At 69.2% G+C, this 25,581-nt stretch carries 23 protein-coding genes and 1 tRNA gene; 7 read left to right on the top strand and 17 right to left on the bottom strand.

Going from position 1 to position 25,581, the window contains the following annotated elements; translation table 11 throughout:
* Nucleotides 1-22 precede the first annotated feature (22 nt).
* From D0Z60_RS07695 to D0Z60_RS07685, 3 genes are all read right to left on the bottom strand, one after another.
* A complete protein-coding gene (locus D0Z60_RS07695; protein WP_118857702.1) occupies nucleotides 23-688 on the bottom strand; it encodes a response regulator transcription factor in 666 nt (221 codons plus the stop codon).
* A 472-nt stretch (nucleotides 689-1,160) separates the two neighbouring features.
* Entirely contained in the window at nucleotides 1,161-1,454 is a 294-nt protein-coding gene (locus D0Z60_RS07690; RefSeq protein WP_118857701.1) for a hypothetical protein, read from the bottom strand.
* 65 nt (nucleotides 1,455-1,519) lie between these two features.
* Nucleotides 1,520-1,915, bottom strand: a complete 396-nt coding sequence (locus tag D0Z60_RS07685; protein WP_118857700.1) for a VOC family protein — start codon at nucleotides 1,913-1,915, stop codon at nucleotides 1,520-1,522.
* A gap of 96 nt (nucleotides 1,916-2,011) precedes the next feature.
* Between D0Z60_RS07685 and D0Z60_RS07680 the strand changes: the two genes are divergently transcribed.
* Nucleotides 2,012-3,826: an ABC-F family ATP-binding cassette domain-containing protein gene (locus tag D0Z60_RS07680; protein ID WP_118857699.1), complete on the top strand. Its 1,815-nt coding sequence runs from the start codon at nucleotides 2,012-2,014 to the stop codon at nucleotides 3,824-3,826.
* Here the strand turns inward: D0Z60_RS07680 and prsR are convergent.
* Together prsR and prsK are read right to left on the bottom strand one after the other, a co-directional pair.
* Nucleotides 3,815-5,185 (bottom strand): PEP-CTERM-box response regulator transcription factor, encoded by a 1,371-nt coding sequence (gene prsR, locus D0Z60_RS07675; protein ID WP_118857698.1) that lies wholly within the window; start codon nucleotides 5,183-5,185, stop codon nucleotides 3,815-3,817. The genes D0Z60_RS07680 and prsR overlap by 12 nt on opposite strands.
* Nucleotides 5,182-7,263, bottom strand: coding sequence for an XrtA/PEP-CTERM system histidine kinase PrsK (gene prsK, locus D0Z60_RS07670; protein ID WP_118857697.1), 2,082 nt, complete (start codon nucleotides 7,261-7,263; stop codon nucleotides 5,182-5,184). Before prsK ends, prsR begins: the two co-directional genes overlap by 4 nt.
* 59 nt (nucleotides 7,264-7,322) lie before the next feature.
* Between prsK and D0Z60_RS07665 the strand changes: the two genes are divergently transcribed.
* The 3 genes from D0Z60_RS07665 to D0Z60_RS07655 all read left to right on the top strand — a co-directional run bounded on the left by D0Z60_RS07665 (nucleotide 7,323) and on the right by D0Z60_RS07655 (nucleotide 9,818).
* The gene (locus D0Z60_RS07665) at nucleotides 7,323-8,249 is read left to right on the top strand and encodes an aldo/keto reductase (RefSeq protein ID WP_118857696.1); all 927 of its coding nucleotides are present in this window, start codon (nucleotides 7,323-7,325) and stop codon (nucleotides 8,247-8,249) included.
* Nucleotides 8,250-8,330: 81 nt separating this feature from the next.
* Nucleotides 8,331-8,597, top strand: coding sequence for a hypothetical protein (locus tag D0Z60_RS07660; protein WP_118857695.1), 267 nt, complete (start codon nucleotides 8,331-8,333; stop codon nucleotides 8,595-8,597).
* A 177-nt stretch (nucleotides 8,598-8,774) separates the two neighbouring features.
* Nucleotides 8,775-9,818 (top strand): winged helix-turn-helix domain-containing protein, encoded by a 1,044-nt coding sequence (locus tag D0Z60_RS07655; RefSeq protein WP_118857694.1) that lies wholly within the window; start codon nucleotides 8,775-8,777, stop codon nucleotides 9,816-9,818.
* A 42-nt stretch (nucleotides 9,819-9,860) separates the two neighbouring features.
* Here the strand turns inward: D0Z60_RS07655 and D0Z60_RS07650 are convergent, their stop codons facing one another.
* The 3 genes from D0Z60_RS07650 to D0Z60_RS07640 form a co-directional block, all read right to left on the bottom strand.
* On the bottom strand, nucleotides 9,861-11,183 hold the full coding sequence (locus D0Z60_RS07650) for an amidohydrolase (protein WP_118857693.1): 1,323 nt from the start codon (nucleotides 11,181-11,183) through the stop codon (nucleotides 9,861-9,863).
* A 146-nt stretch (nucleotides 11,184-11,329) separates the two neighbouring features.
* The gene (locus D0Z60_RS07645; RefSeq protein WP_118857692.1) at nucleotides 11,330-11,932 is read right to left on the bottom strand and encodes a DUF4893 domain-containing protein; all 603 of its coding nucleotides are present in this window, start codon (nucleotides 11,930-11,932) and stop codon (nucleotides 11,330-11,332) included.
* Between the two features lie 136 nt (nucleotides 11,933-12,068).
* The gene (locus D0Z60_RS07640; protein ID WP_118857691.1) at nucleotides 12,069-12,836 is read right to left on the bottom strand and encodes a 3-hydroxybutyrate dehydrogenase; all 768 of its coding nucleotides are present in this window, start codon (nucleotides 12,834-12,836) and stop codon (nucleotides 12,069-12,071) included.
* A gap of 94 nt (nucleotides 12,837-12,930) precedes the next feature.
* Here D0Z60_RS07640 and ypfJ point away from each other — a divergent pair, with 94 nt between their 5' ends.
* Nucleotides 12,931-13,779, top strand: coding sequence for a KPN_02809 family neutral zinc metallopeptidase (ypfJ, locus tag D0Z60_RS07635; RefSeq protein WP_118857690.1), 849 nt, complete (start codon nucleotides 12,931-12,933; stop codon nucleotides 13,777-13,779).
* On the opposite strand, the gene D0Z60_RS07630 is transcribed toward ypfJ, so the two are convergent.
* The 3 genes from D0Z60_RS07630 to D0Z60_RS07620 all read right to left on the bottom strand — a co-directional run bounded on the left by D0Z60_RS07630 (nucleotide 13,776) and on the right by D0Z60_RS07620 (nucleotide 16,511).
* Nucleotides 13,776-14,471 carry an SDR family NAD(P)-dependent oxidoreductase gene (locus tag D0Z60_RS07630; RefSeq protein ID WP_118857689.1) on the bottom strand — a complete coding sequence of 232 codons (696 nt, stop codon included), beginning with the start codon at nucleotides 14,469-14,471 and terminating at the stop codon, nucleotides 13,776-13,778. The two genes, ypfJ and D0Z60_RS07630, sit on opposite strands and share 4 nt — an antisense overlap.
* A 5-nt stretch (nucleotides 14,472-14,476) precedes the next feature.
* On the bottom strand, nucleotides 14,477-15,466 hold the full coding sequence (locus tag D0Z60_RS07625) for an NADP-dependent oxidoreductase (RefSeq protein ID WP_118857688.1): 990 nt from the start codon (nucleotides 15,464-15,466) through the stop codon (nucleotides 14,477-14,479).
* A gap of 169 nt (nucleotides 15,467-15,635) precedes the next feature.
* Nucleotides 15,636-16,511: a DUF2171 domain-containing protein gene (locus D0Z60_RS07620; RefSeq protein WP_118857687.1), complete on the bottom strand. Its 876-nt coding sequence runs from the start codon at nucleotides 16,509-16,511 to the stop codon at nucleotides 15,636-15,638.
* 188 nt (nucleotides 16,512-16,699) lie between these two features.
* Between D0Z60_RS07620 and D0Z60_RS07615 the strand changes: the two genes are divergently transcribed.
* Nucleotides 16,700-16,775 (top strand) — tRNA-Ala (locus tag D0Z60_RS07615).
* A gap of 12 nt (nucleotides 16,776-16,787) precedes the next feature.
* On the top strand, nucleotides 16,788-17,411 hold the full coding sequence (locus tag D0Z60_RS07610; protein WP_162888142.1) for an AbiU2 domain-containing protein: 624 nt from the start codon (nucleotides 16,788-16,790) through the stop codon (nucleotides 17,409-17,411).
* A 34-nt stretch (nucleotides 17,412-17,445) separates the two neighbouring features.
* Here D0Z60_RS07610 and D0Z60_RS07605 read toward each other — a convergent pair whose 3' ends face one another.
* The 6 genes from D0Z60_RS07605 to pnp form a co-directional block, all read right to left on the bottom strand.
* The gene (locus D0Z60_RS07605; protein ID WP_118857685.1) at nucleotides 17,446-18,432 is read right to left on the bottom strand and encodes a L,D-transpeptidase family protein; all 987 of its coding nucleotides are present in this window, start codon (nucleotides 18,430-18,432) and stop codon (nucleotides 17,446-17,448) included.
* 42 nt (nucleotides 18,433-18,474) lie between these two features.
* On the bottom strand, nucleotides 18,475-19,278 hold the full coding sequence (gene trpA / locus D0Z60_RS07600) for a tryptophan synthase subunit alpha (protein ID WP_118857684.1): 804 nt from the start codon (nucleotides 19,276-19,278) through the stop codon (nucleotides 18,475-18,477).
* Nucleotides 19,275-20,459, bottom strand: coding sequence for a tryptophan synthase subunit beta (trpB, locus tag D0Z60_RS07595; protein ID WP_118857683.1), 1,185 nt, complete (start codon nucleotides 20,457-20,459; stop codon nucleotides 19,275-19,277). The genes trpA and trpB overlap by 4 nt, the downstream gene beginning before the upstream one ends.
* Entirely contained in the window at nucleotides 20,450-21,814 is a 1,365-nt protein-coding gene (gene trpCF / locus D0Z60_RS07590; protein ID WP_118857682.1) for a bifunctional indole-3-glycerol-phosphate synthase TrpC/phosphoribosylanthranilate isomerase TrpF, read from the bottom strand. The genes trpB and trpCF overlap by 10 nt, the downstream gene beginning before the upstream one ends.
* Complete coding sequence (trpD, locus tag D0Z60_RS07585; protein ID WP_118857681.1) at nucleotides 21,807-22,892, bottom strand: anthranilate phosphoribosyltransferase; 1,086 nt, start codon at nucleotides 22,890-22,892, stop codon at nucleotides 21,807-21,809. The genes trpCF and trpD overlap by 8 nt, the downstream gene beginning before the upstream one ends.
* Nucleotides 22,893-23,166: 274 nt before the next feature.
* Nucleotides 23,167-25,539 carry a polyribonucleotide nucleotidyltransferase gene (gene pnp, locus D0Z60_RS07580; protein WP_118858493.1) on the bottom strand — a complete coding sequence of 791 codons (2,373 nt, stop codon included), beginning with the start codon at nucleotides 25,537-25,539 and terminating at the stop codon, nucleotides 23,167-23,169.
* Between the last annotated feature and the right edge of the window lie 42 nt (nucleotides 25,540-25,581).

Raw genomic sequence — 25,581 nt, 5'->3', positions numbered from 1 at the left:
GGCACCGGCGCGGCCGGCTCGTTCAAGCGGCCGGGTCTTCCAGGCTGTAGCCCAATCCGCGGATGGTGGTGATCACGTCCGCCCCCAGCTTCTTCCGGATGCGCGTCACGAACACCTCGATGGTGTTCGAATCGCGGTCGAAATCCTGGTCGTAGATATGCTCGATCAGCTCGGTCCGGCTGACCACCTTGCCCTTGTGGTGCATCAGGTACGACAGCAGCTTATATTCCTGCGCGGTCAGCTTGACCGGCTCGCCGGCCTTGGTGACCTTGCCCGATCGCGTGTCGAGCCGGATGTCGCCGGCGTTGAGCTCGCTTGACGCATTGCCCGAGGCGCGGCGGATCAGCGCGCGCAGCCGCGCGATCAGTTCCTCGGTCTGGAACGGCTTGGCGAGATAGTCGTCGGCCCCGGCGTCGAGCCCGGCCACCTTGTCGCTCCACGAATCGCGCGCGGTCAGCACGAGCACCGGCATCTTGCGGCCTTCCTTGCGCCACCGGTCGAGCACCGTCAGCCCGTCGATCTCGGGCAGTCCGAGGTCGAGCACGACCGCGTCATAGGTTTCGGTCTGGCCGAGATAATGGCCGTCCTCGCCGTCGGTGGCGAGGTCGACAGCATATCCCGCCCCCTCCAGCGTCGAGCGCAATTGGCGGCCGAGATTGGGTTCGTCCTCGACGATCAGAACGCGCATCGGTTAATCCTCGTGATGGTTCGCCGCATGAACCCGTCCAAAGCTGAACGGTTGCTTGAACGCAACGAAATATGGCTGAACCCCGAGCGCAGCGACGCCGGCGCGAAGCGCCGCCGGAGCAGCGCGAAGAGAGGGCGAAGCCCGGACGGCGACCGCCGAAGGCGGATCGACCGACGGCGCGGATTCACTCCGCGCCGGCCCCACCTCACCGAGCACAGCGCAGCCGACGCGCAGCGTCGCGCAAGCAGTGCGAAGAGAGGGCGAGCCGCAGACGGCGACCGCCGAAGGCGGATCGACCGACGGCGCGGATTTTCCTCCGCGCCGGCCCCATCGCCCCCGAGCACAGCGCCGCCGACGCAAAGCGCCGCGCAAGGAGCGCGAAAAGAGGGCGAAGGCCGGACGGCCCGCTGCGCAGCGGACAGGACCGACGGCGCGGATTTACTCCGCGGCGGCCCTCCCGCAATTTTCGCAATCAGCGTGAGCGGCTGACGATCCGCCCGGTCGCCGCGTCGACGTCGACCCAGATCACGCGCCCGTTGCGCATGAACTTCAGCCGATAGGTCTCGCCGCGGAACTCGGGGCCGAGGTAATCGGCGCCGCCCATGAACGGCATCACCCGCCGCTCGATCATCGGCAGCGGCATCGAGCGGCCCTCGCGGATCGCCTCGAACGCCCGGTCCTGGTCGCGCGGGCGGTCGGCCAGCGCGGGGGTGGCGAGGAGGCCGGCCCCGGCAAGGGCGGCGACGAGGGTGCGAAGGCGGCGCATGGGATGGTTCGATTCGATGTGCCCTGCCTAAACCCAAGGCTTTGAATGACTTATGAACATCGCTGTCAGCTTTGCGGCTTGGCGGCGGGCTGCCACAGCTCGATCGCATTGCCCTCGGGGTCGTGAATGCGCGCAAAACGGCCGACTTCGGGCATCGCGTCCCACTCGTCCTTGGTGATCACCTCGATCCCCGCGGCGCGCAAATCGGCCAGCAGCGAATCGAGATCGTCGACCCGAAGGTTGATCATCGCCTGCTTGTCGGCCGCGAAATAGTCGCTGTCCGCCTTGAACGGCTCGAACACCATTGGCCCGCCCTGCGTGAACCACACCCACTCGTTGCTGGTGCCGTCCGCGTCGGTACCGCAGCCGCCACCGACGCCGAGATGCTCGCGATACCATTGCTTCAACGCGGCCGGGTCCTTTGCCCGGAAAAAATAGCCGCCCATGCCGAGTACCGCCATCGCCCGCCTCCCTGTGACGGCTGCCACGATACGCCGCGCGTCCGCCGAGCGCCAGCAGGGTGACGCCGCGCGCATCCTTGCGTAAGGGCCCGCGCCATGGCGCCCCCGATCCTCTCCTTCGAAAAGCTCGGCCTGGTCCAGGGCGAAGGCTGGCTGTTGCGCGGGCTCGACATCCACATCGGCCCGCGCGACCGGCTCGCGCTGATCGGCCGCAATGGCGCCGGCAAGACGACGTTGCTGAAGTGCCTCGCCGCGCTGATCGACACCGACGAGGGCAAGCGCACCATCGTCCCCGGCACCCGCGTCGTCCTGCTCGAGCAGGATCCGGACATGAGCGGTTATGCTACGCTCGAGGATTGGGTGCTGGCCGGTCCCGACGCCCCCGCGCCGCACGAGGCGGCGGCGATCGCCGGCCAGATCGGGATCGACCTCGCGCGCGACGTCGCCACCGCGTCGGGCGGCGAGCGCAGGCGCGCGGCGATCGTCCGCGCCCTCGCGCAGGAGCCCGACGTGCTGCTGCTCGACGAGCCGACCAACCATCTCGACCTCTCGGCGATCGCCTGGCTCGAAGAGTGGCTCGGCCGCTTCAAGGGCGCGTTCATCGCCATCAGCCACGACCGCACCTTCCTCACCCGCCTGACCAAATCCTGCCTGTGGCTCGACCGCGGCATCGTCCGCCGTGCCGAAATCGGCTTCGGCGGCTTCGATGCGTGGACCGAGCGGGTCTATGCCGAGGAGCAGCGCGCCGCCGAGAAGCTCGACGCCAAGCTCGCGCTCGAGCTTCACTGGCTCCAGCGCGGGGTCACCGCCCGCCGCCGCCGCAACCAGGGCCGCCTCACCAAGCTCCACGAAATGCGCGCCCAGCGCGCCGCCATGCTCGGCCCCGCCGGAGCCGCCAAGCTCGCTTTGGCCAAGGACGACGTCAAGACCAAGATGGTGATCGAGGCGGACAAGGTCACCAAGACCTATGGCGAGCGCACCATCATTCGCGATTTCTCGCTGCGCATCCAGCGCGGCGACCGGATCGGACTGGTCGGCGCCAACGGCACCGGCAAGACCACCCTCTTGAAGCTCCTCACCCGCGAGATCGCGCCCGACAGCGGCACCGTCACCCACGCCAAGACGCTGAGCGGAATCGTCATCGACCAGCAGCGCAAGCTGATGGAGCCGCAGCGGCGCGTCCGCGACGTGCTCGCCGAGGGCGGCGACTGGATCGAGGTGCGCGGCCACAAGAAGCACATCAAGGGCTATTTGAAGGAATTCCTGTTTGCGCCCGAGCTCAGCGAGGCGCCGGTCGGCTCGCTGAGCGGCGGTGAACGCTCGCGCCTCCTCCTCGCCCGCGAATTCGCCCGCGCCTCCAACCTCCTAGTGCTCGACGAGCCGACCAACGACCTCGACCTCGAGACATTGGACCTGCTCCAGGAAGTCATCGCCGACTATGACGGCACCGTCCTCATCGTCAGCCACGACCGGGACTTCCTCGACAAGACCGTCACCATCACCCTCGGCCTCGACGGCAGCGGCAAAGTCGACATCGTCGCCGGCGGCTACGAGGATTGGGCGCGCCGTTCCTCCCCTCCCGCAAGCGGGAGGGGATCGAGGGGTGGGCCTGCGGCGAACAACAAGCCCACCCCTTCGCCGCTTCGCGCCTCTTCCCCTCCCGCAAGCGGGAGGGGAAAACTAAGTTACAAGGACCAACGCGACCTCGACCGCCTTCCCGGCGAAGTCGCGCGCATCGACGGCGAGCTGATGGCGGTCGAGGACGCGCTCCACGACCCCGACCTCTACACCAGCAACCCCGCCCGCTTCGCCGAACTCACCGCCCGCGCCGACGCCCTGCGCGCCGAGAAGCTCGCCGCCGAGGACCGCTGGCTCGAAGTCGCCGCCATGGCCGAGGAGCTAGGCGCTTAAGCGATACTGCTTCATCAAATCGTACAGCGTCGGGCGGCTGATCCCGAGCAGCTTGGCCGCGCCGGAAATATTGTTGTCGGTCCGTAACAAAGCCTGGTGGATCGCCCCCCGGTCCGCCACTTCCCGAGCCGCCCTGAGGTTGATCGGAAGGGCGCTTTTGGAAACCACTGCACTGTCCACCAGATCGAGATCGGCGGCGCTGATCAGCTTGCCGTCGGCCATGATCACCGCCCGCTTGATGCGGTTCTCCAGCTCGCGCACATTGCCCGGCCAATCGTGCCGATCGATCGCCTCGGCGGCATCCGGCGCCAGCCCGCCCACCGCCGGATTGAGCTCGCGCGCATAGCGGTGAACAAAGTGCCGGGCGAGCAGCACCGCGTCCCCCGGCCGCTCGGCGAGGCTGGGGATCGGCACGACGATCTCGGCCAGCCGATAGTAAAGGTCCTCGCGAAACCGCCCGTCGGCCTGCATTGCGATGAGGTCCTGGTGGGTCGCGGAGACAATCCGCGTATCGACCGCGATCGGCTGCCGCCCGCCGATCCGCTCGATCACCCGCTCCTGGAGGAAGCGGAGCAGCTTGACCTGGAGCGGCAGCGGCACGTCGCCGATCTCGTCGAGGAACAGCGTGCCGCCCTCGGCTAGTTCGATCTTGCCCGGGGTCGTTTTGACCGCCCCGGTAAACGCCCCGCGCTCGTATCCGAACAACTCCGCCTCGAGCAAATTCTCGGGGATCGCCGCGCAATTGATCGCGACGAAAGCACCGTCGCGGCGCGGGCTGCGCTCGTGGACCGCGCGGGCGAGCAACTCCTTGCCGGTCCCGCTGGCGCCGAGCAGCATGACCGAGACGTTGGCTGCCGCCACCCGCTCGATCGTCACCGCCACCTTGTGCATTGCCGGCGCCGCGGTGACGATCGAGCCGAGCACGGTCTGGTCGGCCGACCCGCCGGCAGCAAGGCGTCGATTCTCGGCCTCGATCGCGTGGAGATGAAAGGCGCGGGCGACGATCAACCCGAGTTGGTCGATGTCCACCGGCTTGGCGTAGAAGTCATAGGCGCCGAGCGCGATCGCTCGAAGCGCGCTCTCGCGGGCGCCATGGCCCGAAGCAACGATCACCTTGGCGTCGGGCTTGAGCGCGAGAATTTCGCTCAGCGTGGCGAATCCCTCGCTGGTCCCGTCGGGATCAGGCGGAAGGCCGAGGTCGAGCGTCACCACCGCCGGCTCGTGGAGCCGAAGTAGCTCGATCGCCTGGGCGCGGTTGGTCGCCGCAAGTACGCGATAACCGTCATAGGCCCACTTCAGCTGGCGCTGCAGGCCTTCGTCGTCCTCGACCACCAGCAACACGGGAAGGTCGTCACTCATGCGGATTTCCTCTGGTCAAGCGAGGGCGCCGGCGCAGCCGGCAGATGGATGGTGAAGCGGCTGCCCCGGCCCGGCGCGGTATCGACGCCGAGCCGCCCGCCCATCGCCTGGATGATCGCGCGCGCTTCAAACGCGCCGATCCCGAAGCCGCCGTCCTTGGTCGACGCGAACGGCTCGAATAGCCGACTGCGGACGAATTCGCTGTCCATGCCGGCTCCGCGATCGGCGATGACAATGCTTGCGCCGTGCTCGCCGCTGGCCATGCGCACCGTGACCGGGTCGCCGACCGGGCTGGCGTCGATAGCGTTCTGGACGAGGTGGGCGATCGCCTGATCGAGCAGCAGCGGATCGGCCAGGACCCAGCCGCCTTCGCCGCTCAGCGAGACCTCGTGCGCGCCGCGCTTTCCAGCGATGGCGGCGGCGACGATGTTGCGTAGCGGCACCGGCTCGAGCCGCGGTTGCCGGTTGTCGGCGGCCGGTCCGAGCCGGGCAAGCAGGTCGTTCATCTTGCCAACCGACGATTTCAGCGTGGCGACCATGTCGGCGCGAAAATCGGGATTGTCGGCGTGGCGCTCGGCGTTGCGCGCGACCAGCGACAATTGGCTGACCAGGTTCTTGATGTCGTGGAGAATGAAGGCAAAGCGGCGGTTGAACTCGTCGAAGCGCTCGGCCCGCGCCAGCGCCTGCTGGCCATGCGCCTCGGCGAGCGTCGCTGCCGCTTGGCGTCCAGCGGTCTTGAGCAGGTCGAAATCCTCCCAGTCGAGGTCACGCCGCTGGGGCGGGGCAGCGAGAATGACGAGACCCACTAAGCGGCCGCTGTGGACTAGGGGCACGCCCGCCCAGGCGTCGTGGCTGTCGGTCAACCAGTTCGGCAACGGGAGTCGTGGCGTTGTATCCGGTGCCTCACGCATACGGTCGAGCGCGAGGATCCGCGGGTTCGCCTCGAGTTCGCTCCAGCGCAGCGCGTCGAGCGGATCGGGGGCGAATGTCTCACCGCTCCAATTGCGCCGCGCCGCCTCGGCGATTTGGCCGTCGCCGTCGATTGCGAGCAGCAGGCCGCCGGGTGAATCCATGATGTCGGCGAAGGCCTTGATCAGCCGTTCGCCAACCGGCGGCGCATCGACGCCGGATCGCCCGACAGTGTCGGCGAAGCGCAGCCATTCGCCGCGATAATCATAGCGGTGTTCGAACAAATGCTTGGTCAGCTTGACCCGCGCCCATGCACGGGCGGCGGGCGATGAGCCGAGCACGAGCCCGCCGACGACCAGCAATCCGAGCACCGCCGCGAGCAGCGGCCGCGACCAGTCGATCCCCGAGCGGCCGAGCGCGCTGGCGAGGATCGTCATCGTCGCGAAATAAGCGCAAATGCCCAGCAGCGAGAGCGACTGGAACGTGGCATCGCGCGACAGCCGAATGCGCCAGCCGTCAGCGCGCCCGGCGGCGATGGCGAACAGGGGTGCGGTGAGCGCGGCAGCGAGCCCGCGCCACTCGGCCAGCCATGGCGAGGTCGCCGGGTCGAGGTAGGCCAACGTATAGAGGTTGAGATCCACGCCCCACGTCGCGACCAGCGCCAGCATCGCCGCGCCGATGGCTTGGCGGCTGGGCGCGTCGGCCTGCGCGTAAAGGTTGTGCACCAGGATGAGCAGGCCGGCCGCGGCGGTGATCCGAAGCAGCGCCTCGGTTGCCGCCGGGACCGGATCGACCCCGAATGCGGGCCCGAGCAGGCCGGCCACAAGTTCCAGGCCGAGCACCAATCCGACGGCGCCGTAGACAAGCCTCAGGCCCGGCTGCCGCTCGACATGCTCGCGGCCACCCGACAGGCTGTGCAGCAACGCCAGCCACACCAGATTACGAAAGGTTTCGGCTAGGCCGGCGAAGGCGGCGGCCGGGGCAAGGGCGCTGAGCCAGGCCCAGCAGGCGGTCAGCGCGAAGCCGGCCAGCAGCAATCGCTCTGCGGGCTGCCCGACGCCGCGTCGAGCGCGCCACAGGATCAGCGCGGAGAAGAGCAGTGCGGCGGCGGCATAACCGCCAAAGGCAAGCACGCTGTTGGCGCTGCCGACTGTCAAGCTCTCCGACATTGCGGCAGTGTCGGATAAATTTACAAACAAAGACTGAAGATGACGCTAGGATCGGTGCCATGATCAGCATCGCAGGCAAGCAGGTGGCGCCGCTGGCGCTCGGTGGAAACGTGTTCGGCTGGACCACCGACGAGCGGACGAGTTTCGCCATCCTCGATGCCTTCGTCGATGCCGGTGGGACGATGATCGACACCGCCGACGTTTATTCTGCGTGGGTACCGGGGCACGTCGGCGGGGAAAGTGAGCGGGTGATCGCCGCGTGGCTCAAGCGCGACCCGGCCAAGCGCGACAAGGTCTACATTGCCACCAAGGTCGGCTTCATGGCGGGGTTGAAGCCTGAGACCATCGGCCCGGCGTGTGACGCGTCGCTCGAGCGGCTCGGGGTCGAGCAAATCGACCTCTATTATCAGCACAAGGACGACGAGGGCGTGCCGTTGGCCGACAGCCTCGGCGCGTTCGAGGAGCTTCGACGGGCGGGCAAGATCGCCGCGACCGGGCTGAGCAATTTCAGCGCTGAGCGGGTCGAAGAGGCGATGGCGGTGTGCGCCGATCAGGGCTTCGCCAAGCCGGCGGCGCTGCAGAATTGGTATAATCTCGTCGAGCGCGGGAAATATGAGGGGGCGCTGCAGGATGCGACCGTCCGCAACGGGCTGGCGCAGTTCCCGTACTACAGCCTCGCCAACGGCTTCCTGACCGGCAAGTACCGCTCCAAGGACGATCTCGGTCGGAGCCCGCGGGGGCTGCGGAATATCGAATATGTCGAGGGCGAGCGGGGGCGGCGGGTGCTGGCTGCGCTTGACGAGGTGGCGGCGGAGACCGGGGTGGCGCTGGCGACAGTCGCGCTGGCCTGGCTCAAGGTGCAGCCCGGCGTCGCGGCGCCGATTGCCAGTGCGACCAGCGTTGCGCAACTGGGTGAGCTGGTCGCCGCGCTCCGGCTCGAGCTTTCCGAAGGGCAGCTGGAGCGATTGAGCCAAGCCAGCAGTTAACGTCGAAGCGAGGCTGGGAAGCGTCGGCCCGGTTCGCGCCGCTGCGGCCCGGCGCGTAGGTTGGCGGCGAAGGAGTAAGCGATGGCGTGGATGATCGGTCGAACGGCGGCGATGGCGGACCCGGAAGGGGCGCGGCGCAAGGCGCTCGACAAGCTGCGGGGCCTGGCGCTGCTCGACGACCCGGAAAGCGTGGTGGTGCCGATCCTGCTCGATGCGATCCTGATGGCGGAAAGCTATCGCGGAGCCCGCCACCAGGTGACCTTCCTGGCCGAGCTGACCGCCAGCGTCGATGCCATGCTGCGGGAGCTCGACTTGACCGAGAAGGCCAGCGCGTGGGCGGCGGAGTAGCCGCCGCTTAACTTCACGAGTTTCACGCAGGATCGACGTTTTCGGGGGCCTGATCGCGAAGTTAAGCCGAAGGTGCCCGGCGCGAACTTTCTTATCGCACATCGGCGGGCCTGTAGGACAGCGCTTTCGACCAACGGCGCTTGCCTTTCGCGGCGCAACCGGCTTTCGACAGGCGCGATGGCGGACGGCATCCGGTTCAGCGATTTCACGCTCGATGCGGGCGACCGCCAGCTTCGCCGCGACGGCGCGCCGGTCGAGCTCAGCAGCCGCTACTTCGACGCGTTGGCGCTGCTCGTCGCCGAGCGTGGGCGGCTGGTTACCAAGGACCGCTTCCTGGGCGAAGTGTGGCGCGGCGTGCCGGTCACCGACGAAGCCCTGACCCAGTGCATCCGCACGCTGCGCCGCCAGCTCGGCGACGATGCCGCCCGGCCGCGCTTCATCGAGACCGTGCCCAAGCATGGCTATCGCTTCATCGCCGAGGTCGAGGACGGCGCGGCGGCGAGCCAGCCGCCGACGCCAAATGTCGCCCGGCCGCGAGTCCCGCTCAACCTGTTCGTCGCGGGCATCGCGGGCAGCGCCGTCGCCGGATTGCTCGGCGGACTGGTCTATGGCTTTGCCGCATCGAGCGGGATGGGCGCGTTGTCGGTATTGCTCGTGATGGTCGCCCTGACCGTCGCGGTCGCAATCGCCGGCGGGGCCGGAGTCAGCGCCGGGATCGCCGCCGCGCGCTCCCGGCGGAGCGGCGAATGGTGGGCGACCGTGGCGCTGGCCGCGCTTGGCGGAATGATCGTCGGCGCGCTGGTCAAGCTGATCGCGATCGACGCCTTCAACCTGCTGTTCGGCCACTCGCCGCTCGGCATCACCGGCGGGATCGAGGGCGCTGTGCTCGGCGCGGCGGTCGGGCTCGCGGCATGGCTCGCGCTCCGGCCGGGGGCCGACCGCCGGTTGCGGTCCAAGGTCGCCGTCGCCGGGGCGCTCGGAGCGGCAGCGGGACTCGGGATCGTCGCGCTCGGCGGGCGGCTGCTCGGCGGCAGCCTCGACCTGCTCGGGCACGAATATGACGGGTCGCGGCTCAAGCTGACGCAATTCGGGGCGCTGCTCGGCGAGGATGGCTTCGGGCGCGTCAGCCAGCTGGTCAGCGGGGCGCTCGAGGGCGGGTTGTTCGCGGGCTGCCTGGTGGGCGCGATGGTCTTGGCGGTCGGACGAGAGCCGACCACGTAGGCGCTTCGCGCCACCTGGGCCCCGGCCTTCGCCGGCGAACAGCTAGCTCTTTTTCAGCAGGTCGAGTGACAACGCCGTCATCGCTTCGGTGGCGGTGGCGATGACGGTGTCGGCTTCGGGGGCCCAGAAGGGCGAATGGAGCGAGGGCAGCTTGGACGCGTCGCCGCCGGCCGCCTGCCACTTGGCCATCGGCGTTCCGCCGACCCAGAAGATCAGGCTCTCGATCGACTTGTCGGCAAGGTAGAAGCGGCTGAAGTCCTCGCCGCCCATTACCGGCGGCGCCTTCAGCACGCGCTTGTCGCCGAAGCGCGCCTTGAACAAGTCGAGCGCGCGGTTGCTCAGCGCTTCGGTGTTGAACGTCGACGGCGTGAACTCGCCCTCGCGGATCGTCACCACCGGCATGCGGTCGGCGGGAAGCCCGGCGGCGATCGCCTCGCCGCGCGCGATGCGCTGGATCCCGTCGAGCAACTTCTTGCGCACCTCGGGCGTGTAGCTGCGCACGGTGAGCTGAAGCTTGGCCTCGTCGGAAATGATGTTGTGCTTGGCGCCGGCCTGGAAGCTGCCGACGGTGATGACCGCCGGATCGAGCGGATTGTTCTCGCGGCTGACCAGCGTCTGCAGCGCCATCACGATCTGCGCGCCGAGCACGATCGGGTCGCGCGTGGTGTGGGGATAGGCGCCGTGGCCGCCGACGCCCTTCACCGAAATGTCGATGCTGTCGACATTGGCCAAAGCGTAGCCGGGCGAGATGGCGATTACCCCGGCCGGGGCCGCGGCGGCGTCATGGAAGGCGATCACCGCATTGGGCTTGGGAAAGCGGCTGTAGAGGCCGTCGTCGAGCATCGCCTTGGCGCCCTCGCCGGTTTCCTCGCCGGGCTGGAGGATCATCACCAAAGTGCCCGACCATTCGGTCTTGCGCTGGGCGAGCTGGCGGGCGGTGCCGATGAAGGCGGTCATGTGCGTATCGTGGCCGCAGGCGTGCATCACGCCGGTTTCGACGCCCGAACGGGCGACGGCGCGGACCTTGGACGCGTAGGGCAGGCCGGTGTCCTCGACCACCGGCAGACCGTCCATGTCGGCGCGCACCATCAGCGTCGGTCCGGCGCCGTTCCTGAGCACCGACACGACGCCGGTCTTGCCGACCTTTTCGGTGACGGTGAAGCCGAGCTTGCGCATCTCCGCGGCGAGCTTGGCGGGGGTGCGGACCTCCTGCATGCTGAGCTCGGGATTGGCGTGGAGATCGCGATAGAGCGTCATTAGCGCCGGCATGTCAGCCTTGACCGCCTCGCCGAGCGTGGCGGCGGGGAGCTGGGCGGCGGCGCTGAGCGCGGCGGCGGCGGCGGCGAGGAGGGTGGGGGTGCGCATGAGCCGGAGCGTAGCGCGTGGTTGCCGGCGTGCAAGATGCTTGCGCCTCCCCCTTGGGGGAGGTGGCAGCGCGCAGCGCCGACGGTGGGGCAGTCGAGCGATCACCCCCTCCGGCGCTCCGCGCCACCTCCCCCAAGGGGGAGGAGCTAAGATGCAGGCACGAGCTCGATGACGTCGGTCAGCGATTCGAAGGCGGGGGAGGGGAAGACCATGCGCCAGCGGTTGGGGCCGATGCGCTCGACGTAGGCGGCGAGGTCGCGCTCGGAGTCGCGGCCGTAGTGCATGGCGTGGGTCTCGTCGCCGAGCGCCAGCGTGCCGAGAAACACCTGGCGCAGCTGGTCGCCGGGGAAGATCAGCCCGACCGGGCGCTGCGAACCGGTCAGCTTGGCAAAGCCCTGGATGCCGCGCTCGGCGCGCACCCGGCAGCGAAAGGCGGGATAGGCGATGTAGTCGAGCAGGCCCTGGCTTTTGGCGCCGAGCTTGATCACCCGGCAGCGATAGTCGCCATTGGGGATCGGCCCGCCGCCTAACGCGGCGTCCGGATCGAGCAAGGCGGCTTCGCTTTCGATCTCGGCGCGGTGACCGGCGGCGCGGGCCCGGGCAAGGCCCTGCGCGAACGCCTTGCGCCACTCGCGCAGCCGGGCGCGGTCGGCGGCGGTGGCGACGGCGCGCCAATCCTGCTGGGCGGGCGCGGGCACTTGCGGTGGGGGCGGGGGCGCGGTGGTTGCGCAGCCGCTAAGCGAAATCATTGCGATGAGGGAGAGAGGAAGTTTCACGTCATTGCGAGCCCTTCGACGTCGCCTGCGGCGTCGCTCAAGATAAACTGCGCGAAGCAATCCAGCGGCGCAACTGGATTGCCGCGCCGCTACGCCTCGCAATGACGGCTTATTGCGCAGTCCAGCCGCCATCCATCGAGAGGTTCGCGCCGGTGATCGATCCTGCCGCATCGCCGCACAGGTAGAGCGCTAGCCCGGCCACCTCCTCCGGCGTGACGAAGCGCTTGGTCGGCTGGGCGGCCAGCAGCACGTCGTTGATCACCTCGTCGCGGGTCAGGCCGCGGGTGGCCATGGTGTCGGGGATCTGCTTTTCGACCAGCGGGGTCCAGACATAGCCGGGTGAAATGCAATTGGCGGTGATCCCGTCACGCGCGGTTTCGAGCGCGAGCGCCTTGGTGAAGCCGGCGACGCCATGCTTGGCGGCGACATAGGCACTCTTGTTGGGCGAGGCGACGAGGCTGTGCGCGCTGGCGGTATTGATCACCCGGCCCCAGCCCCTGGCCTTCATGCCGGCAAGCGCGAGGCGGGTGGTGTGGAACACCGCGCTGAGATTGATCGCGATGATCGCGTCCCACTTGTCCGGCGGAAAGTCGGCGACCGGTGCGACATGCTGGATGCCGGCGTTGTTGACGAGGATGTCGGGGCCGCCGAGCTCATCGGCGCAGCGGGCCATCATCGCCGCGATCGCGGCCGGATCGGCGAGGTCGGCGCCGTCGTGAAGCGCGCCGAGTTCCTGCGTCAGCGCGGCGATCTCCGCGTCCTCCCCAAAGCCGTTGAGCATCACCCGCGCTCCGGCGCCGGCCAAGGCGCGGGCGATGGCGAGGCCGATGCCCGAGGTCGAGCCGGTGACGAGCGCGGTTTTCCCGGTGAGGATCATGGGCCGCGCAATGGCCGCGCGCGCGGGCCAGTGCAACCGTTACGGCAATGAAGCATTGTCGCCGTGAGATCGGCCCTCACGAAAAGGAACGGCGATGCGCTTTGACGGCCCCGGCAGCAGCAATTTCGAGGACCGCACCGGCCAGAGCGGCGGGTTCGGACTGGGTGGCGGGGGCGGCGGCATGTTCGGCCTGCTGTTCAGCCTGGTCGCGTCGAAATTCGGCTTCGCCGGAATCGCGCTGCTGCTGCTCGGCTATTGCGCGCTGACCACGCTCGGCGGCGGCGGCGGCGTGGTCGGCCAGAAGCAGGGCGAGTCCAGGCTCGACCCGGCGACCGGCCAGTTCATGACGCAGGTGCTGGGCTCGACCGAGCAGGTGTGGGGCGAGTTGTTCAAGCAGGCCGGGGCGACCTACCGGCCGACGACGCTGGTCGCCTATTCGAACCTCAACCAGTCGGGGTGCGGCGCGGCGCAGGCGGCGATGGGGCCGTTCTATTGCCCGACTGACCAGAAGATCTACATCGACCCGGCGTTCTTCGACGAATTGTCGCGGCGCTTCCAGGCGCCGGGCGACGCGGCCGCGGCCTATGTCATCGCGCATGAGGTCGGCCACCATATCCAGAACCTCGAAGGGACGCTCGACCGCGCGCGCTCGGCCCAGGCCAGCGCCGGCGAGGCCCAGGGCAACCAGATCCAGGTGGGCGTCGAATTGCAGGCGGATTGCTACGCCGGGGTGTGGGCCAAGCGCTCGGGCGCGCTCGAGCCCGGCGACATCGAGGAGGGCATGCGCGCGGCCGAAGCGATCGGCGACGACACGCTGCAAAAGCAGACCCAGGGACGGGTGGTTCCGGAAAGCTTCACCCACGGCAGCGCGGCGCAGCGCATGGAAGCGCTGCAGCGCGGGCTCAGCACCGGCAATCCGGCCAGCTGCAACTACGCGCGCTAGGGCGCGATTTCGCTCCCGTCCCAGGCGAAGCAGCGGCCGGACTGGTCGGGGGCGAGGCGGTCCAGCACGTCGAGCAGATGGCCGGCCGAGCGCTCGGGCGTGAACAGGCGGTCGGGCGCAACCCCGCGCTGGAACGGAGCGCTCAGGCGGGTGTCGACCGTGCCGGGGTGGAGGCCGACGCAGATTGCGCCGGGACGGGTTCGGGCGAGTTCGATCGCGAGCGTTCGGATCAGCTGGTTGAGCGCCGCCTTCGACGCGCGGTAGCCATACCAGCCGCCGAGCCGGTTGTCGGAGATGCTGCCGACCCGAGCGGACAAGGCGGCGAAGATCGCGCGGCCGTGGCGCGGGAGTAGCGGGACAAAATGCCGGGCGACCAGCGCCGGGCCGATGGCATTGACTGCGAACGAGCGCGCGAGCTGGTCGGCGTCGAGGTCGGCAAGCGACTTTTCCGGGCGCAGCGCGCCGTCGTGGAGCAGGCCGGTCGCGACGAGGATAGTGTCGAACGGGGCGGCGGCGCGCAGGCTTTCGGCCGCGGCGGCGATGCTGGCCTGGTCGCTGACGTCGAGCGGCGGCCTGGTGGTACGCGACAGGCCGGTCACGTCGCGCCCGCGCGCTTCCAGCCCGCGGACCAGCGCCGCGCCGATCCCGCCCGACGCACCGATCACGATTGCCCGGCGCGGCGGCAGGCCCATCGCCGCTAGAGCCGGACCAGCATCTTGCCGGTGTTGGCGCCTGAGAACAGGCCGAGGAAGGCGTCGAAGGTCCCCTCGAGCCCGTCGACCACCGTGTCGCGGCTCTTGACCTGGCCGCTTGCGATCCAGCCGCCCATGTCGCGGTAGAAGTCGCCGAGGCGGGGCAGATAATCGGTGTAGATGAAGCCCTGCAGGCGAATGCGCATGGCGATGACGCGCATGATGTATCTGAGCTGGGTCGGCTCGCCGCTGTTATAGCCCTCGATCATGCCGCAAATGGCGAAGCGCGCGTCCTTGCGGGCGAGCGCCAGCGCGGCGTCGAGATGGTCGCCGCCGACATTGTCGAAATAGACGTCGATCCCGTCCGGTGCGGCGGCGGCGAGCTGCTTGACGAGCGAGCCGGCCTTGTAGTCGATCACCGCGTCGGCGCCGAGCTCGGTCACGAAGGCGCATTTGTCGGCGCCGCCGGCCGAGCCGATGACCGTCATGCCCCGCGCCTTGGCGATCTGCACCACGGCCGAGCCGACCGCTCCGGCGGCGGCCGAGACGAACACGATGTCGCCGGGCTTGGCCGACGCGGCCTCGAGCAGGCCGAAATAGGCCGTGCCGCCGGTCAAACCGAGGTTGCCAAGGAACGCCTGCGGCTCGACCCCGGGCATGGCAGGCAGCTTGTTGAGCGCTGACGCCGCGACCACCTCCTCGTCGCGCCAGCCCATCATGTGCAGCACCATGTCGCCGGGCGCGAACGCGGGGTCGCGGCTTTCGACCACCTCGCCGACCGCGCCACCCTCGAGCGGCTGGCCGATCTGGAACGGCGGCACGTAGCTTTTCACGTCGTTCATCCGTCCGCGCATGTAGGGATCGACGCTGAGCCAGCGGTTGCGCACATGGACCAGCCCGTCGGCGAGCGGCGGCAGGTCGAACGCACGAAGCTCGACATCGGCGGCGGTCGGCATTCCGTTCGGGCGCTTCACCAGGTGCCAGGCGTTGGGCATTCTCTTTCTCCGTCATGCCAGCGCAGGCTGGCATCCATGCCGCCCGGTTTCGTCGCGCTGTGGCTTGGGCCCCAGCCTTCGCTGGGGCGACGGGAATTGCAAGACCGCAAAAAAGCCCGGACGCATTGCTGCGCCCGGGCTTCTCGCTCTCGCTCAAGGGACGCGAGGTCTAGTAGGTACCGGAAAAGCTCCGGTTCAGCATGTGCGGGCCTTCCTCGCGATTGTCGTCGCGCTCGAACAAGGCGCGGTTGGCATTCTCGTCCGAGAATTGCGCCTTGGCCTCCTCGGCCTTGCGGTCGAGCATCACTTGGTCGCCCTCGACCCGGTCGATCAGCGAGCAGCTGATCGCGTGGTGGCGGCCGTCGGGGCTGTCGTTCTTGGTCAGCACGATGCGGTCGCCGCGGACCTTGTCGACCGTCCCGACCGGCTCGCCGTCGGAGCCGACGACGCTCATGTGCTCGCGGATCTGGCCGAGCATCTGGCGCTTGGCCTGGCGCTGCCCGCGCCATGAGGTGAACTCGCTCTCGAAGCGCGAGCTGTTCTCGCGGCGGAATTCGTCATAGTCGCGGTCGAGCTCGTCGATCTGGCGCTTGCGCCAGCTCGAATAGTCGCGGTCGTGCATGCCCGACGCCGACGCCGCGGAAGGCGCCGCCATCTCCGGCGAGCGCGGCCGGCGCTGCTGCTCGTTCCACTCGTCCTGGCTGGCGCGGCCATAGTCGCCGGTCATCGGGCGATAGTCGTCGTCGCCGGCCGGGCGGCCCTGGCTTCGGCCGGTGTATGGGCGGCGATACCCTTCGTCGCGATAGCGCGGGCTGCGCTCGTAGCGGCCATAGTCGCGCTCGCCGGTCTGCCGCTGGGTGCGGTCGGAGTGCGCCGACCAGCGATCGTCGTCGCGCGGCCGACGGTCGTCATCGCGCTCGTCGCCAAACCAGCTGGTGAGCTCGTCGCGGGCGCGGTCGAACCAGCCGCGCTCCTCGCGGTCGTGGTCGAAGGATCGTCGCTGGTCGCGGCCGCGGCCGCGCTCGTCGAAGCGGTCATATGCCATGGATATTTGCCTCCTTTTGGGTGTGGCACCCGCAGGCGCGGGGCCATGGCGTCTAAACCGCCGGAGGAGGGGGCGCGTTCCTGCGCGAGGGCCGAAGCGCCCAAGGCGAGCGACGGGCGGCGAAAAGCGGGCGGGGGGCGTTGCGCGGGCCACCAAGCGCGGCTAATGGAGCGCCCGGCTGACGGAGCGGGGCTGTAGCTCAGATGGGAGAGCGCTGCAATCGCACTGCAGAGGTCAGGGGTTCGATTCCCCTCAGCTCCACCAGCCTTCGCGGCCTTGCCGCTACGGCTGGCAAGCCGGACCGCCGCTGTTTCCGCAGCGCACTGGATTTCCGCCTCCAGCGCGGCGGGTATGATGCCTAAGCTGCTCCTCTTGGAGGATCGGATACGGATAGCTGGCGATTTAGCTAACCGCGCGGAATGTTTCTACGCAACTTGGTTCGCCATCGCGTCCAGAGACGGTCGATCGCGCTTTAGCGAGGTGTTGCGTGATCATTCTGAAATATTGATGACCATTCAGGCGGCGAGCATGTCGGCGTTCGTCGTAACCCTGCACAGTCTATTTGAGAAGAGTAAGAAGACCGTCAACCTTCCGACCCTCAGCGCAGAGCTTGGCGGGGCGGCTCAGGACAAGCTATCCGAGTGCACTGCCGTGGCGAAGAAGATTGCCAAGTTACGGCATAATATATTCGCGCACCGGTCTGGCCGCCTTACCAAAGAAGAGGTTTTTGGACTCGCGTCAATAACACCGAACGAAATGCGATTGCTTGTAATTAAAGCACAAGCCATCTGCCGTATCATGCACCGGCAAGTCGACCTTCCTCTACCCTTCGAGATGATCGGCGCACGGGCAGCAATCGACAATATCCTGTCTGCTGTGCAACGGGATAGCCACACTTGAGCTTATGCTGAAAGGCGACACGTCAGTCCGTCGCCTAGTCCGACGCGATGACGGTGGTCTGTTCGCCGAGCGAGCCGGCGCTCATCGAGGCGCTGGTGATGAGCACGGTGGCGCCCGGTTGCATCACCGAGCGCATGTGGGCGACGAACGGCTGGGGCAGCTGCATCTGCTCGACCCCGCGGGTCGAGACGATCGCCGCTTCCTCCGGCGCGAGGTTGGTGACCCCGACCTGAATCCACTCGGCGCGGCCCTTGCGATCGCGCGACATGGTCAGCACCTGATTTTCGCTATTGTCCTGCTGGATGACGGCGCGGGCGCGGCCGATCTCGACCCCGTTGCGCAGGATCACCACCGCCTGGTCGGCGGTCGAGACGATGATCGACACCGGGCCGGTCGGGCTCAACTGCGGCTGCCAGCTGAACGCCTGCTTGTCGCCGAGCGGAAGCGCGATGGTGCCGTGGCCGGTCAGGCTGGCGGGGGCGAGCAGGCCGGCGGGCGGACGCTTGTGCGGCGCTCCGGCGCGGCCGGCGATGACCACCGTGCCGCCCTTGTCGGTGGTGTTGAACAGCACTTCCGAGAACGCCAGCGGGAGGCGGACGCAGCCGTGGCTGGCGGGGAAGCCGGGGAGGTTGCCGGCGTGGAGCGCGACGCCCTTCCAGGTCAGCCGCTGCATGTTGGGCATCGGCGCATTGTCGTAGGTGCGGCTGTGGTGGACCTTGGCCTTTTCGAGGATGGTGAACACGCCATTGGGAGTTTCGTGGCCCGGCTTGCCCGAGGAGATGGTCGACACCCCGATGCGGATGCCGTTGCGATAGACGTGGGCCTGCTGGCGGCCGAGATCGACATAGACCAGCACCGGGCCCTTCGGCGCGAGGCTGGAGCCCCACACCCATTCGCCGGGCTTCAGTGCTTCGGCCTTGCGCGCCAAGGCGGCAGAGGACGTCACCTTGGTTCCCGCGGCAAGGGCGGGACCGGCGCAGGCAAGCGCGGCGATGGCAGCGAACAAGGGCAGGCGGCGCATGATCTTTCCCCGTGAACAGGCGAGTCCCGGGGCGAGCTTAATCTAGGTCAGCATCGGCTGCAAAGCGCGCGTCGCGGCCGCGAGCTCGGCGACCGTCGAGCGCAGCGTCTCGGGCCCGTGCTGGGCGGCGGCGACCAGGGCCGAGCCGCTGATCACGCCCGCCGCGCCCGCCTCGGCGGCGGCGCGGACGTGGGCGGGGGTCGAGATGCCGAAGCCGAGCACCGGCGGCGCCGCGCCGAGTTCGGCGAGGTCGGCGAACAGCCGGGCGTGGGCGAGCACCGGGGCGTGGCCGGCGCCGGTCACCCCGCTGCGCGCGACGCAATAGGTGCAGCCGCGGCCGAGCCGGGCGATGGTGGCGAGTGCGTGTGAAGGGGTGTGCGGCGCGGCGATGAGCACCGGGTCGATTCCGGCGGCGGCGATGGCCTCGGCCCACGGCGCGGCCTCGAGCGAGGGGAGGTCGGCGACCAGCAGGCTGTCGGCGCCGGCCTCGGTCAGCTCGCGGGCGAAGGTCGCAACTCCGCGCGCCATGACGATGTTGGCGTAGGTCAGGATGCCGACCGGAACGGCGGGGTGGTGGGCGCGGAAGGCGGCGATCATCGCGAGGCAGTCGGCGGGCGTGACTCCGGCCTCGAGCGCCTGCTTGCCGGCGCGGGCGATGACCGGGCCGTCGGCGACCGGATCGGAGAACGGAACGCCGAGCTCGACCATGTCGCAGCCGCCGGCGACGAGCGCATCGAGCAGCGCCGGGGTGGCGTCGGGCGCCGGGTGGCCGAGCATCAGGAAGCCGCCGAGCGCGATCCTTCGGTCGGCGCGGCAGCGGTCGAACATCGCGGCATAACGGCTCATTCCGCGGCCTCCGCGAGCGCTTCGCGTTCGAGCAATTTGACGACCGAGGCCATGTCCTTGTCGCCGCGGCCGCTCAACCCGACGACGACCAGCGCCTCGGGCTCGGCGGCGATCAGGCGCAGCGCCTCGGCGATGGCGTGCGCGCTTTCGAGCGCCGGGACGATGCCCTCGTGTCGGGCGAGCGCCTGGAAGGCGGCGAAGGCGGCATCGTCGGTCGCGCCGACATAGGTCGCCCGGCCATTCTCCTGGAGGAAAGCGTGCTCGGGGCCGACCGCGGGATAGTCGAGCCCGGCGGAGATCGACCAGCTGTCGGCCACCTGGCCGTCGCGGTTCTGGAGGATGAGGGTCTCGGCGCCGTGGAGGATGCCGCGGGTGCCGCGCTGGAGGGTCGCGCCATGTTCGCCGCCGTCGAGCCCGCGGCCGGCCGCCTCGACCCCGACCAGGCGGACGGAATCGTCGCCGACGAAATCGTGGAACAGGCCGATGGCGTTCGATCCGCCGCCGACGCAGGCGACGACGGCGTCTGGCAGGCGGCCCTCGGCGGCGAGGATCTGGGCGCGCGCCTCGCGGCCGATGACCCGCTGGAACTGGCGGACCATCAGCGGGAAGGGGTGGGGGCCGGCGGCGGTGCCGAGGAGGTAATGGGTGTGCTCGAAGCTGCCCGCCCAGTCGCGCAGCGCCTCGTTGACGGCGTCCTTGAGCGTGCGATCGCCGCTCGTCACCGGGATCACCCGCGCGCCCATCAGGCGCATGCGGTGGACGTTGAGCGCCTGCCGCTCGACATCGTCCGCGCCCATGTAGATTTCGGTCTCGAGCCCGAACAGCGCGCCGGCCATGGCGGTCGCGACTCCGTGCTGGCCGGCGCCGGTCTCGGCGATCAGCCGGCGCTTGCCGATGCGCCGCGCGAGCAGGCCCTGGGCGAGCACCTGGTTGGTCTTGTGCGCGCCGCCGTGGAGCAGATCCTCGCGCTTGAGATAGAGCCGGCCGTCGCCGAGGTTGCGGCAGCGGGTGAGCGGAGTCGGGCGGCCGGCGTAGGTCGCGAGCAGGTCGTCGAGCTCGGCAGTGAAGGCCGGGTCCTGTTCGGCGTCGAGGAACGCGGCCTCAAGCTGTTCGAGCGCGGGCAGCAGGATTTCGGGGACGTAGCAGCCGCCGAAGCTGCCGAAACGGCCGTCTAGGCGCATCGGGCGAGCCTTTCCTTGCGGGAGATCGGGCGCAGCGCGTCGAACAGCGCGGCGATTTTCGAATGATCCTTGACGCCGGGTGAAGCGTCGACCGCGGAGCCGACGTCGATCGCATGGGCCCCGAGCGCCCGGGCGGAGCGGGCGTTGTGGGGGCCGATGCCGCCGGCGATGAGGGCGCGCGGAAGCTCGGGACGGTCGGCGACCTTGCGCCAGTCGAACGCCGCGCCGGTGCCGCCGCGGCCATGGTCGAACAGGATCCGGTCGCCGCCTACGGCGCGCGGTCCGCCGGCGGGTTCGGCCAGCCAGATTTCGCCGGGGAATGCGTCGCGAAGGACGGCGAGCGTGCCGTCCTCCATCGCGCCGTGGAGTTGGATCGCCGCCATCGGCACCTGGCGCACGGCTTCGCGCAGGTGCGACAGCGGCGCGTCGCGGAAGACGCCGACTATCGGGATGGTTGCCCCAGCCGCGAGCGCCGCGGCGCCTGCGATGCCGAGATCGCGCGGGCTGTCGGGCGCCATCACCATGCCGGCGTAGGCGGCGGGTGCGGCGGCGGTGAGGTCGGCGGCGGTGGCGAGGCCGCAGAGCTTGACCCGCCCGAACGCCAGCGCGCGCGCTTCGCCGCGTGGATCGGCCGAGCGCATCGGCGTCGAGCCGATCAGGAAGGCGTCGACGTGGGGCGCAAGACGATCGATGTCTGCGCGCGTCACGATGCCGGATTCGGCGACCAGCGTGCGGCCCTCGGCGAGCGGGGCGAGGCGTTCTGTCGTGCCGAGGTCGGTCCGGAAGCTGGCGAGGTCGCGGTTGTTGATCCCGATCAGCGGCGCGCCCAGCGCCACGGCGCGGCGCATTTCGGTGTCGTCGTGGACCTCGACCAGCACGTCCATGCCGAGCCGAAGGGCCTCGGCCATGACCGCGCGGGCGGCGGAGTCGTCGAGGATGGCGAGGATCGCCAGCACCGCGTCGGCGCCGGCAAGGCGCGCCTCGATGACCTGCCGCGGGTCGACGACGAAATCCTTGGCGAGGATCGGACCTTCAAAGCAGGCGCGGGCGTCGCGCAGGTCGGCGTAGCTGCCCTGGAAGTGCGGGTCGACCAGCACGCTCATGGCGTCGGCGGCGCCGTTGTAGGCGCGGGCGATCGCGGCGGGCTCCGCGCTGCTCAGCGGCCCTTCCGACGGCGAGGCGCGCTTATATTCGAAGATGAAGCGCCCGCCGGGCCGGTCGAGGGCGGCCTTGAGGCTCCGCGTGGTCCGCCCGGCGCGGGCGCGTAGATCGTCGATCGCGGTATCGCCGAGGCGCGCCGCGAGCTCGGCGCGCTTGGCGGCGACGATCGGCCCAAGCAGCCCGAGCTCAGCCATTGCTGGCCTCGACGAAGCGCGCCAGCACCGAAGCCGCCTTGCCCGAACCGAGCGCTTCGCGCGCGGTGGCGACGCCTTCGCGCAGGTCGGCGACTCGGCCAGCGGTGAGCAGCAAAGCGGCGCAGTTGATCAGCACGATATTCTCGTCCGCACCGCCGGCCTTGCCGTCGAGCAAGGCGCTGAGGCGGGCGGCGTTGGTGGCAACGTCGCCGCCTTGCACAACCTGAAGCGCGGCGCGCTCGAGCCCGGCCTGCTCGGGGGTGAGCTCCATTAGCTCGCGGTCGGCGCCGTTGACCCGCACCGCGCGCGTGGCACCGTGGAGGGCGACCTCGTCGAGGCCCGCGCCGTGGACGACCAGCGCCTGCTCGACGCCCATCGCCGCGACCACTTCGGCGACCCGGCCGATCATGTGCGGGTCGGCCACTCCGAGCAGCTGCACCGTCGGCCGCGCCGGATTGATGCACGGGCCGAGGAGGTTCATCACCGTGCGCACCTGGAGCTGGCGGCGCACCGGCGCGGCGTGCTTCATCCCGGGGTGGTAGGCGGGCGCGAACAGGAAGCAGAAGCCGGTCTCGTCGAGCAGCCGGCGCGCCGCGGCAGGCGGCATGTCGAGCTTCGCGCCGAGCGCCTCGAGCACGTCGGCCGAGCCGCATTGCGAGCTGACCGAGCGATTGCCGTGCTTGGCCACCGGCAGGCCACAGGCGGCGGCGACGAAGGCGGTTGCGGTCGAGACGTTGATCGAGCTCGAGCCGTCGCCGCCGGTGCCGCAGCAATCCGCGAATGGATAGTCGGGCCGCTCGAACGGGGTAGCGGCGGAGAACAAGGCGCGGGCGGCGCCGATCATCTCGGCCGCGGTCTCGCCCTTGAGGCGGAGCGCGATCAGCATGCCGGCGATCTCGGCCGGCTCGAGGCGGCCGAGCACCAGCCGCTCGAACAAATGACGGCTGTTGTCCTCGCTCAAATCCTGGCCGCCCAGCAGGCCGGGCAAGGGGTTGGGCACCGGCCGGTCGACGATCACGTCGTTGGCGATGGGAGCGGGCGCGGGCTGGGTTGCGGCGGCGGCGAGAGCAGTGGTCATGTGAGGCATCCTCGAAAGCAACAAAAAAGCCCGCCGGTCGGGCGGGCTGGTCAGGTGTGGCTTGGTGTCGCGGCGTCAGGCCGTGGGGATCACCAGCCGCGCCATCGCGCCGCCGCAGTCTGCGCGGCGCGCCACCAGGTGGCGGTGAAGGCGAGGGTGTGAGCGGTCGGCATCGGTGCGCCTTGTCGCGGCTCAAACCCTATGCGTCAAGGCGTTGGAATCAAAAGGCCCCGCGATCGCTCGCGGGGCCTCCTGTGGTAGTAGGGAGAAAGACCTAGTCCTCGTCCTTCCCGGTGAGGAAGGCCGGCGCGAACTCGGGTGCGGGGCCGTCTTCGCGCTCCGAGCGCTCGCGGCGAGGACCGCGATCGCGGTCGCCGCCTTCGCGCGGACCACGATCGCCGCGCGGGCCGCGGTCGCGGTCGCCGCCGTCACGGCGCGGTCCACGGCCGTCGCGGCGCGGGCCACGATCGCCGCGATCGCCACGGTCGCCGCGCGGGCCACGGTCACGGTCGCCGCCTTCACGCGGGGGACGGGTGTCCTCCAGCTCGGCGCCGGTCTCCTGATCGACCAGGCGCATCGACAGGCGGACCTTGCCGCGCTGGTCGACCTCGAGCAGCTTGACCTTCACTTCCTGGCCTTCGGTCAGGACGTCGGCGACCTTCTCGACTCGCTCGTTCTTGATTTCCGAGACGTGGACGAGGCCGTCCTTGCCCGGCATAAACGTCACGAACGCGCCGAAATCGACGATGCTGGCGACCTTGCCGGTGTAGATCGTGCCGGGCTCGGGCTCGGCGACAATGCCGTGGATCCACTGGCGCGCGGCCTCGATCTGGCTGACGTCGGACGAGCTGATCTTGATCAGGCCCTCGTCGTCGATGTCGACCTTGGCGCCGGTCGTCGCGACGATCTCGCGGATGACCTTGCCTCCGGTGCCGATGACTTCGCGGATCTTGTCCTTGGCGATCTGCATCGTCTCGATCCGCGGCGCGTGGGCCGACAGCTCTTCACGGGTGTGGTCGAGCGCCTTGGCCATCTCGCCGAGAATGTGGGCGCGGCCGTCCTTGGCTTGGGCCAGAGCGACCTTCATCACTTCCTCGGTGATGCCGGCGACCTTGATGTCCATCTGCAGCGAGGTGATGCCCTCGCTGGTGCCGGCGACCTTGAAGTCCATGTCGCCGAGATGGTCCTCGTCGCCAAGGATGTCGGAGAGGACCGCGAAGTCCTGGCCCTCGAGGATGAGGCCCATGGCGATGCCCGCGACCGGGCGCTTCAGCGGAACGCCGGCGTCCATCATGCTCAGCGAGCCGCCGCACACGGTGGCCATCGACGACGAACCGTTGCTCTCGGTGATGTCGGAGAGAACCCGGATCGTATAGGGGAATTCCTCCGAATCCGGCAGCATCGGGCGAAGCGCGCGCCAGGCGAGCTTGCCGTGGCCGGTGTCGCGGCGCGACGGGGCGCCGAAGCGGCCCACTTCACCGACCGAATAGGGCGGGAAGTTGTAGTGGACCATGAAGCGCGAGTAGCTCAGCCCTTCCAGGCCGTCGATCATCTGCTCGGCGTCCTTGGTGCCGAGCGTGGTCGTGCAGATCGCCTGGGTCTCGCCGCGGGTGAACAACGCCGAACCGTGGGCGCGCGGCAGGAAGCCGACCATCGCCTCGATCGGGCGAACGGTCTTGGTGTCGCGGCCGTCGATCCGGCGGCCGTCCTTGAGGATCGCCGAGCGGACCACGTCGGCCTCGAGCTTCTTCACCAGCTTGAGCGTACCGAGGTAGGCCGCCGGATCGCTCTGCTCGAGCTCGGCGAACGCCTCGCGCGCCTTGGCGCGGGCCTCGCCGATAGCGGTCTGGCGCTGCTGCTTGTTGGTCAGCTTGTACGCAGCCTCGAGGTCGGCGCCGATGATCGACTTGAGCTTGGCCTTGATCTCCTTGCTGTCGTCCAGCAGATCGAGCTCCCACGGGTCCTTGGCGGCCTTTTCAGCCAGCTTGATGATGCCTTCGCACACCTTCTTCGAGGCGGCATGGGCGAACATCACCGCGCCGAGCATGACGTCTTCCGACAGCTCCTTGGCTTCGGATTCGACCATCATCACTGCGTTCATGGTGCCGGCGACGACCAGGTCGAGCTCGCCTTCGGCGACCTCGGTCTGGGTCGGGTTGAGAATATATTCGCCGTTCTGGTAGCCGACGCGGGCAGCGCCGATCGGGCCCATGAACGGGACGCCGCTGATCGTCAGCGCCGCCGACGCGGCGCACATCGCGACGATGTCGGGCTCGTTCTCGCCGTCGTAGGACAGCACCTGGGCGATGACGAGGACTTCATTGTAGAAGCCCTCCGGGAACAGCGGACGGACCGGACGGTCGATCAGGCGGCTGGTCAGCGTTTCCTTTTCGGTCGCCCCGCGCTCGCGCTTGAAGAAGCCGCCGGGAATGCGTCCCGCGGCCGAGAATTTTTCCTGATAGTGGACGGTCAGCGGGAAGAAGTCCTGTCCCGGCTTGACGCTCTTGGCGGCGGTGACGGCGCACAGCACGACGGTCTCGCCCATCGTCGCGAGCACCGCGCCGTCGGCCTGGCGGGCGACTCGCCCGGTTTCGAGCTTGAGCGTCTTGCCGCCCAGGTCGATTTCTACAGTCTTGATATCAAACATGCATGTTTCCTTCACTCCGGCGGCCGGATGCGCGCCGGGGCA

This window comes from Sphingomonas mesophila, from assembly GCF_003499275.1.
GTDB classification, from domain to species: domain Bacteria; phylum Pseudomonadota; class Alphaproteobacteria; order Sphingomonadales; family Sphingomonadaceae; genus Sphingomicrobium; species Sphingomicrobium mesophilum.
This window is presented reverse-complemented; position numbering and strand designations above follow the sequence as displayed.